Raw genomic sequence first — 14,964 nt, forward strand, 5'->3', positions numbered from 1 at the left:
GTTTCACCCCACCTTCATTCATTAACGGCCGCATGGATACCGGCCAGGTAACCCGTTGAGAAAGCCGCCTGGAGATTGTATCCACCGGTCAACCCGTCCACATCCAGCACTTCCCCGGCAAAAAAAAGGCCTTTCACCAGCCTGGATTCCATTGTTTTGGGATCTATTTCCCTTATGGATACCCCACCCCTAGTCACAATGGCCTCCCTTTCCATGCAGCCAATCACTGATAGCCGCAAACCTCTCAACGTTTCTATAATTTTACGTCTTTCTTCCCTGGTTATCTGGTTCACCGGTTTATCGGGCTCAATTCCCGAACATTTCACAAAGACCGGTATGAGCTTTTCGGGCAAAAGCTCGATCAGTGCATTTTTATAAATTCTTCTTTCGTAACGCTTGAAATCCCTCAGCAGCCTGGCATCAAGTTCCTTCTCGCTTAAAGCCGGTTTTAAATTGATGGAAAGGGTGATCTGGTTTCCCAGATGCTCCACCACATCCCGGCTCAAAGTAAGTATCACAGGGCCTGAAACCCCGAAATGAGTAAAGACCATCTCGCCGAATTTTGACGCAACCTGCTTGCCTTTTATAAAGACGGAGACCTCTATGTTCCTCAGGCTTAAACCCTGCAGTTCTTTAACCCAGTTTTCCCTTATAACTAAAGGAACCAGTGAAGGGATTAATCGTGTCACGGTATGGCCCGCCTGGCGGGCCAGCACATAGCCATCCCCCGTCGAACCGGTGGCTGGATAAGAAAGACCTCCTGTGGCCACTACAACCCTGTCACAAAAATATTGTTCATCCGAATTGTATAACTTAAGCCCTATCACCCGGCCATTTTCTATTACCAGTGTTCTTACCCGACTTTTGTATTTCACAGATACGCCGGCCTTTGCAAGAGCGGCCTCCATGGCCTTTACCACATCTATGGATCTGTCAGATTGGGGGAACACTCTTCCCCCTCTCTCCACCTTCGTGGGTACCCCCAGTTTCTCAAAAAAGGCTATCAGGTCATTGTTGGAAAACCTTGCCAACGCACTGTACAGGAATTTTCCATTCCCCGGTATATTTTCTATAAATTCCTGCATGTTTTTAATATTTGTCAAATTACACCGGCCTTTACCCGATATTAAAATTTTTCTGCCAAGATTTGGATTCCGCTCGAATAGAGTAACGCAGGCGCCGTGGACCGCCGCCTGATATGCCGCCATAAGGCCAGCGGCACCACCGCCCACAACCGCCACTATGTTTTTCATCAAATCATCCCATTATCGTTTTATCTTCCTCGAATACAGCAAAAGTTGACTCCTCAATTCTTCGTTCATTTTGAATAAAATTCTTTCCAGGTCCTTGCTGGTAACGACCATCTGTGAAGGTTCCAGAACTTCCAGTTTCCTGAATTCTTCCCTCATCACAAACCGCACCATATCTTCTATAGAGTCGGCGTTAATTGTCAGCAAAGCCGGAGCATAAGCAACTTTTTCCCCAAGGCTATCATCGAATACCACGTAAGGTTCCGCCGAAATATCGTAATCTTCAAAAGTTACTCCCTGAATAGGGATGTTTTTTAAAAGCGCTATTTGCTCTTCCCTTCTCTCCTGCGCCACCTGCTCTACGGATTTTCCGCCAAATAAAAACCTGCCCGGCTTGTACTCCCCTCTAAAATCGAATCTGACTATAAACCGTATTTTGCTCTGAACCAATTCATCCCCCAATTTCACCTTGACCATGCGTAGGCCCTCCATCATTTATTAAAAAAAACTCTTAAGTTCATTTATAGAATTAAATATTACGGCGCTTTTTCTTAATTCGATGTAGATTTTCGAAGCTTGACCGCCGGTGTAATCCCTTAACTCTATAGGCTTTTCCTCTATTATAAATATCTTTTTTTCTCCGACTGTATCTCTCAGGCATTTCAGGTTTTTTAGATTACCGGGCCCGAAGGGAATATTAGCCAGAATTACGGCCTCGGCCCGCTCTATATACAGCTTGTTTTCCATTATCTTTTCGTCGGAAATATGGGAAAAAGGCAGTTCCTCGACCACCGAAAATCCCAATTGTTTTGCGGCCTTCCAGTCGGTATCGCCTGTATTTAAAACACCCGTTGAAACCTCATAACCTCTCCGGCCCAAATAAAAAAGCAACCTCTCCCCTTCTCCTCCCCCACAAACGACATGAAGTTTTTGAAAGGGCTTTGGTACATCAATTCTGTCTGTATTTTTTAAAAACACAATTACGGGCCTGAGGGTTTCCCTGTTAAAACTTACCCGGGCATCTATATTAAATACTTCTTTAATGTTTTTTTCATTTATCACATCATTTACCGGTCCCATTTTGAATATTTTATGATCCCGTAAAAGAATTATCTTGTCACAAAATGCCGCCGCCAGATTAATGTCATGAAGCACGGCAATTATAGCCAGGTTCTTTGTTGCGCAAAGCTTTTTTATAAGTCCGAGTAGTTCCCATTGATAATTTATATCGAGGTGGGAAGTGGGTTCGTCCAAAAGCAGTAATTCGGGTTGCTGGGCAAGAGCCCGCGCAATTAAAACCCTTTGCTTTTCGCCGCCGCTCAACAGGTTAACCGGTTTATCCCTTAAATGCCACACGTCCATCAGTTTCATAGCCTCTTCCACAGCGTTATAATCCCGCTGGCTTTCTTTCTCAAGACTCCTCAAATAGGGGTTTCTTCCCATCATAACTACCTGCTCGACCGTAAAACCCATTTCCATAGAGGCTTCCTGTGGAACCGTGGCCACATGCTTCGCCAATTTCTTTGGCTTTAGTTTCAGGATATTCTGATCGCCTATGTACACATGCCCCTTAAAAGGTTTTAGCCAGTTGTTTATATTGTTTAATAAAGTGGTCTTACCGCACCCGTTGGGCCCCAATATGCCGATAAACTCCCCCGTGCTTAATTCAAAATTTATGTCCTTAAGCACATCTACATCATTAAACCTAAAACCAAGATCTTCAACTTTTAACAACACAGACATACGATCACCTTAGCCCAGGGCTATTAAAACTTCACGTAAAATCTTTGCGGCAAGTAAAGATGTCCTTTCAGATAAGTCGGCTGCCGGCGAAACCTCTACCAGATCAAACCCCACGACCTTTAATTCTCTTAAAAGTGATATAACTTTCAGTATCTCCCGAGAACTGCAACCACCCGGCTCTGGGGTCCCCGTTCCGGGAGCGAAAGCGGGGTCTACCACATCTATGTCCAGAGTAACATATACGGGTTTGCCCTTTAAGTCATCATATACGTTTTTAAAAGGCTCAACTACTTCAAGGGGATACATATTGGTGTGCTTTTTTGCAAAATCAAATTCATCTTTTATCCCCGATCTTATTCCGAATTGGTATAGACGCTTTTCTCCGACATGCTCGTAAACCCTGCGCATAACTGTGGCGTGCGATAAACTCTCCCCGAAAAAGGTATCCCTCAAATCCGCATGGGCATCGAAGTGTACAACCACCAAATCGGGGCATCTTCTTGCCACCTGTTTGATTACAGGATAGCTTATAAGATGCTCTCCCCCCAAAACCACCGGGATTTTACCGTCATCCAGTAGCCTTGCGGTAACCCGTTCTATTATATCAAGGCTTCTTTCTACATTGCCAAAGGGTATGTCTACATCTCCAGCATCAAAAAAATGCACGTCTTTCAAAGAACCCCCGGCATAGATACTGTAATCTTCCAGGCCGTAGGATACCTCACGTATTTTCCGGGGCCCCATCCGGGCACCGGGCCGGAAGCTTACGGTAAAATCCATCGGTACACCGAAGATCACGGCTCTGGCTTTGCCGTATTCCTTTGTTGCACCTAAAAATCCGCCATGATCCAGTAAATATTCCGGTTCTTTCACGGCTGTCCTCACCTAATTTGAAATCATATTTTTTAAAAATGGAGGAAGTACAAAACAACTTTTATGAATCTGGTTTGAATAATACCTGGTACCGATGTCAGGGATCCCGTCAACTTCTTTCACAAGGGGATCCACGGCCTTCGACCCCATGGTAAAGGTCCAGAAGGCTCCGGGATAAGTGGGAATTACTGCGGTATAAATACGGGTATATGGGAAAATCGATGAAATGTCTTTGTGTACCCGCTTTATAAAATCAGGGTAGAAAAAAGGTGATTCGGTTTGCGCCACCATAATGCCGTCCTCATTTAAAGCATCGTATACATTTTGATAAAACTCCCTGGAAAAAAGGCCGACGGCAGGGCCCAAAGGATCAGTGGAATCTATAATTATCACATCATAGCCCCCGTGCTTTTTTACGAATTCTATCCCGTCTTCGCAAAAAATTCTGGCCCTTGGGTCTGCAAATCCACAGCTCACAGAAGGGAAAAACTTCTTAGAGGCCTCTATGACTTGTTCGTCAATCTCCACCAGATGTGCTTCTTTTACAGGGTGCTTCAAAACTTCCCTGATGGTCCCACCGTCTCCTCCCCCTATTACCAGGACCCTTTTAGGGGCTCCGTGGGTGAAAAGAGGTACATGCGCCATCATCTCGTGATATATGAACTCATCTTTTGTTGTAAGCTGCACTACGTCATCCAGGGTGAGAACCCTCCCCAGTTCCTCGGTTTCCAAAACCGCAAGATTTTGATAGGGAGTCTTTTGAGATGATAATACTTCTTTTACACGGAAGGAAAATCTGACATTTTTTGACTGATATTCCGAAAACCACAGTTCCATATAGTTCACCTCATATACCCTTTGATTTCCTTGTACTTCGGGAAAATTATATCAAATATACATAAAATATTCAAATATATCCGAGGCATGCGCTTTTTCGATGTCAAACGGGTTGTTCATTTACTGCAGCGGAGAGTGTCAAAGAACTTCCGAATATCAAGCGCCATGGCGGTAGCACCAGTCGGACAGAGCCCGGCTTCACCGGAGCTTCTGCATCTTTCATCGATGCATTCCTTTGGTATCGCTTTAAAACCAAACTTTTCAAAGAATTTCCGGGCTGTTTGAGTAAAAAGGTATATTTGCTTTATATTTCTTCGATCGGCAAAATTAATCATCGCCCTTACCAGCCCGTCCCCCATGCCCTGACGGCGGAATTCAGGAAGGATGGCGACAGACCTTAAAATAGCCACATCACCATAAATTTCCAACCCCGCCGTCCCTATAACACACCCGTCTCTTTCCACAACCATGAAATTCGAAAAATGTTCGTCTACACCGGCAGTGGACAAATCGGCCTCTTTCAATATTTCTTTTACGTTTTCTTTTTCTTCGTGCAAAGCCCTGCGGATAATAATCAATCCAACTTAGGCCTCCTCCTCATAGATTTTTTAGATATTCTATTTCACTTTTGGTCATAAACCTCCAGCGTCCGGGCTTTAAGCCATTGAGCGAAAGTTCGCCTACGTGCGTTCTTTTGAGGTTTATTACGGGGTGCCCTATGGCATCACACATGCGCCTGACCTGCCGTTTCCGGCCCTCGTGGATCTTTATCTCCAATACTGTTTGGTTTTCTCCAACCCTCAATATTCTTACCCTTGCCGGAGCCGTTTTCCCATCTTCCAGCACAACGCCCCTTTCCAGAGCTTTCAACTGGGTTTCATTGACGATCCCTTCCACCTGCGCCACGTAAGTTTTTTCCACCTCATGCTTGGGGTGGGTGAGCCTGTAGGCCAGATTTCCGTCATTCGTCAAAATCAAAAGACCTTCCGTATCCTTGTCCAAACGCCCGACCGGATATACCCGTTGTTTTATTCCCTTCAACATGCTTAAAACAGTGGGCCTCCCGAAGGGGTCTTTTACGGTGGTTATCACGCCTTTGGGTTTATTCATCAATATATAGATATAATGAGGATTTGCCCGGACAATTTCTCCATCCACCTTTATTTCATCCACCTCAGGGTCTACTTTGGTGCCCAGTTTTCTTATTATCCTGCCATTGACCTGGACCTTTCCCTGGAGGATTAAATTTTCAGCAGCCCTTCGGGAAGCAACACCGGCATCCGCCAGAAACTTTTGAAGTCTTATCTCCAATTTCAAAACTCTCCTTTTTAAAGTCCTATATTATACATTTCATGCCATTTTCCTTCTTCAATACAAGATTTTCGTTAAAAATTCCTCTCAAACCCAAATTAAATACCTTCTTTTCTATGGTCTCCGGCCTGGTTTCGTATAATCCCAGCTGTTTCATTCTCTCGAAATAAACGGAACCGGCAAAAGTGAATCTTTTATATAATCCTTCTTCGGTTTTTATCTGTTCATTTACAAAGGTTATTATGTCGCCGATGGCAAGCTGCCCTGGCAGTTTTAGAAGGTCCATCCCCATGCATTTGCGGACGCTGTTGTGCCCGGCCAGTAGCCCCGTGCATATGGCTTCAGTATGACCTACAAAAGGTCCGGCCTTTTCCCCTGCGCAGAAAAGGTTGTCGACGCCTTTTACCTGCATAAAATCGTCTCGCGGCGCCATAGACATATATCGAATAGAATTTCCCCTGCCGGCAGCGTAAGGATCTTCATACCTTGCATTTTCAAAACCCTCGATTTTTCTTAATTCCTCCAATGGGAAAAAGGGTGTCATAAGCTTGGCATAACCTGTATCCAGAAGCACGATGTTTTCTGCGTATTCTTCAAAGGCGTATTGCTGGCATACTTTCATCGATAGCTTTTCCCTGCGGATAAATTCGGCGGGGATTTTTACAACTGCAACTCCTTTTTCTTCTAATTCTCTCCGTATATTCTCCCCCAAAGTCTCCTTGTTCAGTTTGCAGGAACCGCTCATGGCTCCGTAAATATCATGGGACCTTTTCCCGACCAGGTCTTCAACTCCGGCTTTTTTGCTTATGCTCACCCTGGGGCCGAAAGCCGGACAGCGCTGAATGCACATTGAACATCCGTTGCCGTATTTCAGGCAGTTTCCCATCGGACCAGAGGAGCCGGTGGTTTCAATAAATACGTCGCCTTCGACAACCCCATCGTCCGCCAGGACCACACCTTTTATGATACTGCCATCTATATCTACATCCACCACTCTGGATTTAAAGTTTATCCTTATACCCATATCCAGTAGAAAACCGCGAACCCGCGGTTCTATTTTTTTTACATCGTATAAAGTCGCATGCCTGTGACCGGGAAAATCAACGTTCCTGTGTCTTGCGGTGGCATCAGCTATCTGGAAAAGTTCCCCCGCCCCCAAGGCAATGGCTTCTTCCGCGGCGGTAAAACGGCCGTTGTTCCTGATTATGCCTCCGACGAGTCCGCAACCCAGGAGCATGTCGGTCTTTTCCAGAATTGTAACATCGGCCCCGGCCTTTCTTGCCGCCAGTGCCGCTCCGCATCCGGCCCATCCTCCGCCTATCACTATCACTCTAGGCATTTTTGAACCCCCTTAAAATGTTTTTGCTATCTAATTGCATTTTGCACATGTGTACCAGCTGGCCGTCTATAAGACCTTCACAGCTGCCGCATATTCCTTCACCACAGCACAACTGATGGTTGTTTGATATCGCCAGTGGTATTTGACGGTTACTTTTATTTATGATGTTCTGTATTAACATGTGCTGGGTGTCCGACCCGGCGCTGTAAACGTAATCTACCGAGCCTCCAACAATTATCTCCTTTATCCTGTTTCTGGCGAATGTATTTGACAAATCAATGGTACTTAAGTTGACACCAAATTCTTTAAGGATTTCTTCTGCCAGATTTACCTTTATTCCTCCGGGATCGAGAAACGCGGTTATTCTATTGTTTCCCCTCACCAGGTTTTTGGCCACAGGCACCAGTGAAGCCTGGCCTATGCCTTTACCCACCAGTAACCAGCGTTTGCCGATACTCGATTTTACATACTTTAGTCCAAACAAACCATTCCAGTAAGGGCCCCGCAGGATCACCTCTTTTTCGGCCCTGGCCAGAGCTCTGGTTTTTGGGCCTATTATATGCAATGCAAAAGTCAGCGTTCCATTTTCCTCATCCACGTCCATGACGCAGAGGGGAACATCGTAAAACTCCGGCGAGTCAGCCGCTCTTAAAAAAGCAAAGGCACCCGGCTGGTTAAAATCCTTTAGAAGGCTGCCGTGATGCACAAATACTTTAAGGATGGCCAGTCCGTCGGATAATACCTTTTTCCCGGTCAACCTGGCAAAAATCTTCTTTCTCTCCTTTTCCACTCTTTTTCCGGCCCAAATGTATTCGTGGTAAACGCATATCCCCTGCCACCTGCAGTCGCAGAGTTCTTTGCCCTGCAGCATAGAGCAGACAAGACAGCTGTCCATCTCGGCCAGATGGCACGGGCAATAAGGCGATGCGGCGTCTACGCAATAGTAATTTAAAGCCATATTATACACCTCTTTTGTAAAAAGAATAAAGTACATTAATAGTGTATTCCGCAGGGGTAAAATAAGTGAATAAAAAACAACTGATTCCATCGGGAATCAGTTGCCGCCTTCTTTCTTCAATTCATTTATGATTTTTTGAGCAAATGGCCCGGCATCACCAAGAGCAAAAGCGTTCATAGTGCCGCATGCCACATTTCTGATGGCGAAACTTATGTATTCATCGGGGATGTCCAATTCTTTCAACCTTTTTTGGATATTTAAAGCCGCTCTTATTCCTTCTTCGCTGGCTATGTTATTGATCTGCCTCACCAGTTTTTCCGGGCCAAAAGTTACAACTCCTATTCTTCCAAAGATCTCCGCAACCTTATTTTTAATTTTCTCATCTTTCCCGTCTATTACGACAAGCGGGAGTTCCCCCGAATCTATTTGCAACGCGTGGCCTATAATTTTCGCCGAAACCGGCTCGCAAAGGCCTCTGATTGACGTCAAAGAATCCGTCTCCTTGTCAGTGGAAATATTTATCAAAATCTGCCCCGACTTCAGAAAAGACCGGGCTTTTTCCAGAGCTGGGGATATGGCTGAAGCCGGAAGGGCAATTATTATAAAATCCGCCTCGGATATAAAAGAATACTCCGTCGTCGCTATTCCACCGAGCTCTTTTGCCAGCATGCCGCAGCGGCGCATATTGCTGTCTATTAATATTAAATTATAGTGCGGTGAAATTTTCCGGGCGATCAGGCTTCCCATTCGACCCGCTCCCACTATAGCCACCGTTTCCATAACCTCTACCTCCCGCCGACCATAAAATTATTTTTGTTGTATGCTCAATGACTTTACAAGTTCCAATGGACCGTCCGCCACGACGTCAACCACCGGAATGGGAACGGCCGCCTTCATCTTTGATTTCAATTCATTTTTGTCCACATATCCCGGTTCATAGTTGTTGCCGTCATATCTGTAAAGTGGATAAAAAGGATTTACGGTGACGGCCAAGATGGGCAATTTTTTTTGGACTTTAACGCAACCTCCCATATCCAGTATTTTCCGCACCTCATCAATTATGCCTCCCGGGTTTCCGCCCACGATCAACTTTATCGGGTCCTTTATAATTAACGTCTTTTTTGCCCATAATTCTCCCAATGCACCGTTCAATTCTTTAAGCATCGTCTCTGGAAGAACGGCGGGTATATAAACCATTGGCGCATCTTCAAGTTTATCCCTTATCTCATCAACGGTGGACCTGTCAATCAGGGCCGCATACCCCAGGGTATGCTTCTGTTTTTCATCATAAATTATCGATATCTTGTTGACATTCGCAACCATACTTTTTTCGGCATCGGTGGCTTCGGGAAGGTTGAACAATTCATAAAGGGCCTTCGTTTCTTTTACCAGTTCATCTATATCATTATTTCTGGCAGCACCGGTGGCCAGGATGATGCCGTCGGTCTCCACCATTGGGGCCATCCTGTTGAGTGCGCCGTCAACCATAACGAATTCACAACCAGTTTTTTGTATCAGTATTTTCAATATAAGACTCAATTCACTGCTTTTATTCGGGCCGGCAATTACGGCCGTTCCCTCTTCCTTTACCACGGAGATTATTATCCTGCCTAGAGGTGTCATAATACCGGTGGCTTCTATAATTTGCAATTCCGCCGTTCCGGCTTGAAGGCATTTCTGGGCCGTAGCTATAACGGTCCCTTTTTTCAATAGAAGACGGGGTTTGGGCAACCCCGTTATGTTATCCACCTCTTCGCCGTCATAACCGATGCTGGTCAGACCTACCGATATATTTTTTTTGTCCAGCTCGCCCAGAATGGCGGAAGTTGTGGTGGTTTTACCGGTGTTTTTTGCGGTCCCCGCCGCCCCTATTATCATGTTCATTTTTCGTCCCCCGCAAATTACAGCTTAATTACAGTGCCCCTGCCGGCCCTGCCCGGGTATGCTCCTTCCTCCCTGCTCCCCAACAGGCCTTTATACAGCGCCTCCACAAAATTGCCGTTTTTGGCCACATTTTCAAGAACTTGCTCTATACCTTCTTCCATCTCTTTTGCCCATTTTTCCGCAGCCGGGGTTGGCGTGATAGCTGAATTTCCAAAAAATCTAAAAGCCGACTGGGTTGCTCTCAAGGTGTCGATCCGGGCCGGTACGGAAATCGGGCCCCCGGAAAAGGCCTCATCAGCCGATGCGATGGAAATACCGTCCACGCCCAGCGAAGAGGCTAAAGACGCATGCAAAGCGGTCATCAGCGACGACTGCACGCGATCCTCTGTCTGTGTCAGAAAACCTATAGGGGCTCCACACCATATGGGAGCGTTTACAATGTTCCTTAGACAAATGATTTTTGCGGCGTTGAAGTCTACGTAATTGTCCCTCATCTGGCCGCTTATCATAACCTCGGGAGAATAGCAGAAAAGGGGTTGGAGAATGGGTTTGCCTCCCAATCTTAATCCGAGTTTTGATACGATGAGCATGCCGGCAAAGGCTTTGTGCGCTGGCACACCGCAAAGCTCCTCATTTGTCACCACGTCAAAAGGCATATTAAATTCCGCTGCGTACTTTATGGCCGCCACCGCATCTACAGTCAATCTTTCCGGGTCGGTACCGCCTCCCAAAGAACCGTAAGCAATATTAATTTTTGTAAGATCCGCACCGATTTTGCCTGCCAGCAAGACCGTTTCGGGTGTGTTGAGCCCCCTGTGGGCCCTGACCTGCCATAAAGTAAAGGGACTCAACGAGTCTTTTATTCTCTTCAGGTTTTCGTATGTTATAACAGACCCGTCTTCTTCGTGTGTTATATATCCTTCAAAAAAACCTTCGGTCCTGGCGCCCCAAGAGGGGTCAAAATGCACAACACCGTCGGCCCCCCATGCCTCGCAGGATTTTATATGGGCTATATCCATAAAGGGGCACCCGGTCCCGTACTGGATGAATACCACGGGGTTTTTATCGATATGCTGCAAAATTAAGGGATTTATCCTTGAGTTTACTTCTTCCACATACTCACCCAGGGCCTTTACTTCAATATCCGTCAAAGGCCTGGTCTTTTCCCTGAATTTGCCAGATTCATAAAAAGCTTTCACCATTTCGTCGCATAGCTTGCCGTATTCTGCTTTTAGCTTAATTTTTTCAGACTCGCTGGTACTCTCAAGGATCTTTCGGCGGATTTCGGCTCTCAGCACCGCACTGCTGGTTTTATCCTTCACGTAATCGAGTATTCCGTCGACTATATCATCCAGCAGTTTTTCGATTTTTTTGTTCTTGAAAGAATAGTCGTATCCCCGGGTTAAATCTTTCTTCTTTTTTTTGCCTCCAACTTCTTCGGGTGCATACTCTCTGCCCTCGACAAAAGCCACCGCTTCCTCGACGGTAGTGCCCGGGCCGAAACCTGCGTCAAAGCCCAGTTCGGCGGCAAGCTCAGGTTTAATGGCCATACCTCCAATTCCTATCTTGACCTTTTCCCTGATGCCGGCGGCTTCTGCCAGATCAATGAATTTTCCGAGTATCTCCGCGACACCGTAGCCCAGCGTCCTGCTCACCAGAACCACATCCACATCGTTGTCAATAACGGCCTTTATTATCTCCTCTTGAGAGTAATCCGGCGGCAGTAGCAGGGTATCGTGACCGGCCTGTTCCAGCCCTCTCTTTATCATCTTCAACCCTATGTCATGCACCGGGTCAAGGGGTGCCAGAAGCACTTTCTTTTTTGCCGATGACATATATAACCCTCCAATTCATTCATTCTTTGTCAAAGAGCCAGCCGTACCTGTCGCCTGGCTTATAGATATAGCCCCTAATCCTAACTCTCGCGCCGGGACCCTGATGTTGTAAAAACACAATACTCACATCCTTAAAGCCCAGTTCGCTCATCAGTTCCATAGAAAGCTTTTTGGCTTCTTCTTCATCCCTGCATACCAGGAAAGTTTCTAGATCAACGGCATCCATTACCCTTTCCAGGACTTTTGACATTTTTTTACCTCCTATGCTCATCATAGATGAGTGGTGATGGGTAAAAATAAATAAATATTAATAAAAACAATATTAATAAAAACCTCTAATTGACTTTATTTTAATTTTAACAAATAAATTACCATAAATCAATTTGGAAGCGTTTAAATTTTTTCTTTCTCCATTTCGTCTTTATACGCGCTCTCCCAGTACTTCTGCACATCGCTCATGAGATTTTCTATGTGCAACGTCATGGCTTTTTCAGCCAGTTCTGAATTTCTTGAAACGATAGCCTCGTAAATGTTTTTATGGTCTAAAAGCACAGTGCTCCGCACTTCTTTCCTTATAAACTCAAGGATGGGTGAAAGCTGTCCGTGCTGCCTTATGAGATCCAGAGCTGCATCCAGAACCCTGTTTTTTGCCGCCTGGGCGATAAGCTTGTGAAACTTTACATCATCTTCGGCGATAGAAACTCCTTCCTGTACATGTTTTTGCTGACTTTTGATAATTTCATGCAATTCTTGAATTTCCTTTTTTGTGATAAATTGGGCCGCCAGTTTTGCCAGCTGGCCTTCTATGGCCTTTCTGGCTGTCAGAATATCCAGCAGCTCCTGTCGCCCTGTAACTTTAATTACATTTACCAGCTCATTTCCGTAATGGTTTATCTTGAATTCATGGTCCAGTTCCTTTAGTTTCTGTTTGCCATTACTCGTTAAAGTTCTGCCTTTAAAACCAACTTTTTCGGTGTATCCCTCGGTGTCCAGTTCCCTTAATATTCTTCCCGCGGTAGCCTCGCTGATTTCTATACCCTGAAGTTTCAAATTGTCCCGTATATACCCCGAACCGACCGGGAGCTGAGAATTGGAAATAATTTTTAAAATCAAATATATAAGTCGCTGCCGCTCCGGTAACATTTTTTACCCCCACAATTATATTAAAAAAGATTTTTGTTTTAATTATACCTTAATTTTACTTTAAAAAAAACATTTTTTAAAAAATAAATAGGGATATCAGAGATTCTTTTACAGATTGAATTATTGAAACAGTATTGCATCGAGAGCGGCCGGAAAATCGACGGCATTTATAAAGACGTTGCTTCCGCCCTGAATTTTGACAGTCGGAAGCACTAATGAATTGCATAAGCAAATTCCGATTTACCGAATTGAAAAGGTCATTGAAATTTTATGCCGGAATGACGGAAGAAGAAAATCTCCTTCGAGCTTCTCCCTTTCTTTTACACCGGAGAATTTGAAAAATCCAGGTACTCTCCCCATCCAGTTGCAGATACGTGACCCTTTCTACAGCAAAAAGATTGCCACTATGGTGGTAACTATTAAACCCACAATGACCGGAATAAAATTTTTTCTAGCAAGGTCATTGGGGTCCACCCCGGTAATAGCGGCGACGGGTATTATTCCCCACGGGATTATCGTCCCTCCTCCCACCCATATGGCGGATATTTGGCCGAGCGCCCCAAGAGTGGCTTTATCTGCATGGATTGCGGTGCTGAATGTTTGGGCGAGAGAACCCACCAGGGGCAGCCCGGAAAAGCCCGAACCGTCCAATCCCGTTATTCCTCCTATTATCATCTGTATAAAGGCGACCGGCACCTTGCTCAACGGTACCGATTGGGATAAAGCTATCCCAAGATCCGAAAGCAACCCGGTGGCCTGCGGCCCGAGAATGGCTTTCGCGGTGGATTCGGAGCCCAGGAAAAAAAATCCCCCGATGACGATTACAGGCGCAAAAACTTTCATTCCAAATAAAAAGCCTTCTCTAACATAATCGGTGATTTTTTCCAGGGCCTCGGCCCCAAAACCCGAAACGGCAATGACCGCTGTGATGATAAGAGCGGTCCCCCCAATCAAAGCAGTGGCATCCCCACCCCTCAATTTAAATCTAATCAGTAAAAAGATGTCTACGAGAAACAATATGATAAATAAGGCGGCTCCCAAATAGGACGCGAAAGAGTAACGCTTTTCTTTTTGTTTTTCATCCGCTTTTTCATAGACCAGACGATGAGCCTCGTCTTTGTCTTTTCGTTTTAAATCCCGCTTTACAAAAATATAAGACAGGATGGTGGTTACTATACCCATGGTAAGCCATAATGGAAAACTGGCGCTCATAACCGGTGTCGCATTGGCAAAACCCGCAGCTTTGGCTGTTATGGCCGGCGCACCCTGGATCACATAATCTCCGGACAGACCCAGACCGTGGCCAAAAATGTTCATGGCCACTGCCGCGCCCATTACCGAAAGGCCTCCTCTGACGGCGATGGGAAGCATTATGGCTCCTATCAAAGCCACCGCCGGTGAAGGCCATATAAACAAAGTTACTATCAACATGACGAAGCCCAGCACCCAAAAGGCTACATCTGCATTGACCATTATTCTTGCCGCCGGACTCATTATGAGGTAGTCGCTTCCTACATCCCCCATGGCTTTTGACATGGCCACCACCAGGCCAATGACGGTTATTAGTCCCAAAAATTCCGTTCCCGCCGCAATTAACGCATTAAACAGGATTTGAACCGCCCTCCACAGGTTGCCGGTGGATACGAAGCCCACCAGCAATATTCCGACAATACAAGGTAAAACCGTATCTCTTCGCAGAGCCATGGTTGTGATTATGAGTATTACCATTCCAAAATATACCCAGTGTATAGTCGAAAGTTGAACCATTATATTTTTCCCTCCAAAATAAAA

At 45.5% G+C, this 14,964-nt stretch carries 15 protein-coding genes; all 15 read right to left on the bottom strand.

What is annotated here, in order from left to right:
• Nucleotides 1–14 precede the first annotated feature (14 nt).
• Entirely contained in the window at nt 15–1,253 is a 1,239-nt protein-coding gene (locus tag ACKX14_RS01055) for a BaiN/RdsA family NAD(P)/FAD-dependent oxidoreductase (RefSeq protein WP_422443781.1), read from the bottom strand.
• Nucleotides 1,254–1,265: 12 nt separating this feature from the next.
• The gene (locus tag ACKX14_RS01060; protein WP_422443783.1) at nt 1,266–1,727 is read right to left on the bottom strand and encodes a hypothetical protein; all 462 of its coding nucleotides are present in this window, start codon (nt 1,725–1,727) and stop codon (nt 1,266–1,268) included.
• A gap of 21 nt (nt 1,728–1,748) precedes the next feature.
• The gene (locus tag ACKX14_RS01065) at nt 1,749–2,987 is read right to left on the bottom strand and encodes an ABC transporter ATP-binding protein (RefSeq protein WP_422443785.1); all 1,239 of its coding nucleotides are present in this window, start codon (nt 2,985–2,987) and stop codon (nt 1,749–1,751) included.
• Between the two features lie 15 nt (nt 2,988–3,002).
• On the bottom strand, nt 3,003–3,866 hold the full coding sequence (gene speB / locus ACKX14_RS01070) for an agmatinase (protein WP_422443787.1): 864 nt from the start codon (nt 3,864–3,866) through the stop codon (nt 3,003–3,005).
• 12 nt (nt 3,867–3,878) lie between these two features.
• Nucleotides 3,879–4,703 (bottom strand): polyamine aminopropyltransferase, encoded by an 825-nt coding sequence (speE, locus tag ACKX14_RS01075; RefSeq protein ID WP_422443789.1) that lies wholly within the window; start codon nt 4,701–4,703, stop codon nt 3,879–3,881.
• 116 nt (nt 4,704–4,819) lie between these two features.
• Nucleotides 4,820–5,281 carry a GNAT family N-acetyltransferase gene (locus ACKX14_RS01080; RefSeq protein ID WP_422443791.1) on the bottom strand — a complete coding sequence of 154 codons (462 nt, stop codon included), beginning with the start codon at nt 5,279–5,281 and terminating at the stop codon, nt 4,820–4,822.
• Between the two features lie 19 nt (nt 5,282–5,300).
• Entirely contained in the window at nt 5,301–6,014 is a 714-nt protein-coding gene (locus ACKX14_RS01085; protein WP_422443793.1) for a pseudouridine synthase, read from the bottom strand.
• A 25-nt stretch (nt 6,015–6,039) separates the two neighbouring features.
• Nucleotides 6,040–7,353, bottom strand: a complete 1,314-nt coding sequence (locus ACKX14_RS01090; RefSeq protein WP_422443795.1) for an FAD-dependent oxidoreductase — start codon at nt 7,351–7,353, stop codon at nt 6,040–6,042.
• Nucleotides 7,346–8,311 carry a sulfide/dihydroorotate dehydrogenase-like FAD/NAD-binding protein gene (locus ACKX14_RS01095; protein WP_422443797.1) on the bottom strand — a complete coding sequence of 322 codons (966 nt, stop codon included), beginning with the start codon at nt 8,309–8,311 and terminating at the stop codon, nt 7,346–7,348. The genes ACKX14_RS01090 and ACKX14_RS01095 overlap by 8 nt, the downstream gene beginning before the upstream one ends.
• A gap of 96 nt (nt 8,312–8,407) precedes the next feature.
• Nucleotides 8,408–9,091: an NAD(P)-binding domain-containing protein gene (locus ACKX14_RS01100; protein ID WP_422443799.1), complete on the bottom strand. Its 684-nt coding sequence runs from the start codon at nt 9,089–9,091 to the stop codon at nt 8,408–8,410.
• A gap of 27 nt (nt 9,092–9,118) precedes the next feature.
• Nucleotides 9,119–10,195, bottom strand: coding sequence for a lysine 5,6-aminomutase reactivase subunit KamB (gene kamB / locus ACKX14_RS01105; protein WP_422443801.1), 1,077 nt, complete (start codon nt 10,193–10,195; stop codon nt 9,119–9,121).
• 17 nt (nt 10,196–10,212) lie between these two features.
• Entirely contained in the window at nt 10,213–12,030 is a 1,818-nt protein-coding gene (locus tag ACKX14_RS01110; RefSeq protein ID WP_422443803.1) for a cobalamin B12-binding domain-containing protein, read from the bottom strand.
• A 19-nt stretch (nt 12,031–12,049) separates the two neighbouring features.
• Complete coding sequence (locus ACKX14_RS01115) at nt 12,050–12,280, bottom strand: hypothetical protein (protein ID WP_422443805.1); 231 nt, start codon at nt 12,278–12,280, stop codon at nt 12,050–12,052.
• Between the two features lie 143 nt (nt 12,281–12,423).
• Nucleotides 12,424–13,173 carry an FCD domain-containing protein gene (locus ACKX14_RS01120; protein ID WP_422443807.1) on the bottom strand — a complete coding sequence of 250 codons (750 nt, stop codon included), beginning with the start codon at nt 13,171–13,173 and terminating at the stop codon, nt 12,424–12,426.
• Between the two features lie 384 nt (nt 13,174–13,557).
• Nucleotides 13,558–14,940: a hypothetical protein gene (locus ACKX14_RS01125; RefSeq protein ID WP_422443809.1), complete on the bottom strand. Its 1,383-nt coding sequence runs from the start codon at nt 14,938–14,940 to the stop codon at nt 13,558–13,560.
• Nucleotides 14,941–14,964 lie beyond the last annotated feature (24 nt).

The organism is Thermorhabdus hydrogeniformans (assembly GCF_049310025.1).
Lineage (GTDB): Bacteria > Bacillota > Thermosediminibacteria > Thermosediminibacterales > Tepidanaerobacteraceae > JBJYKD01.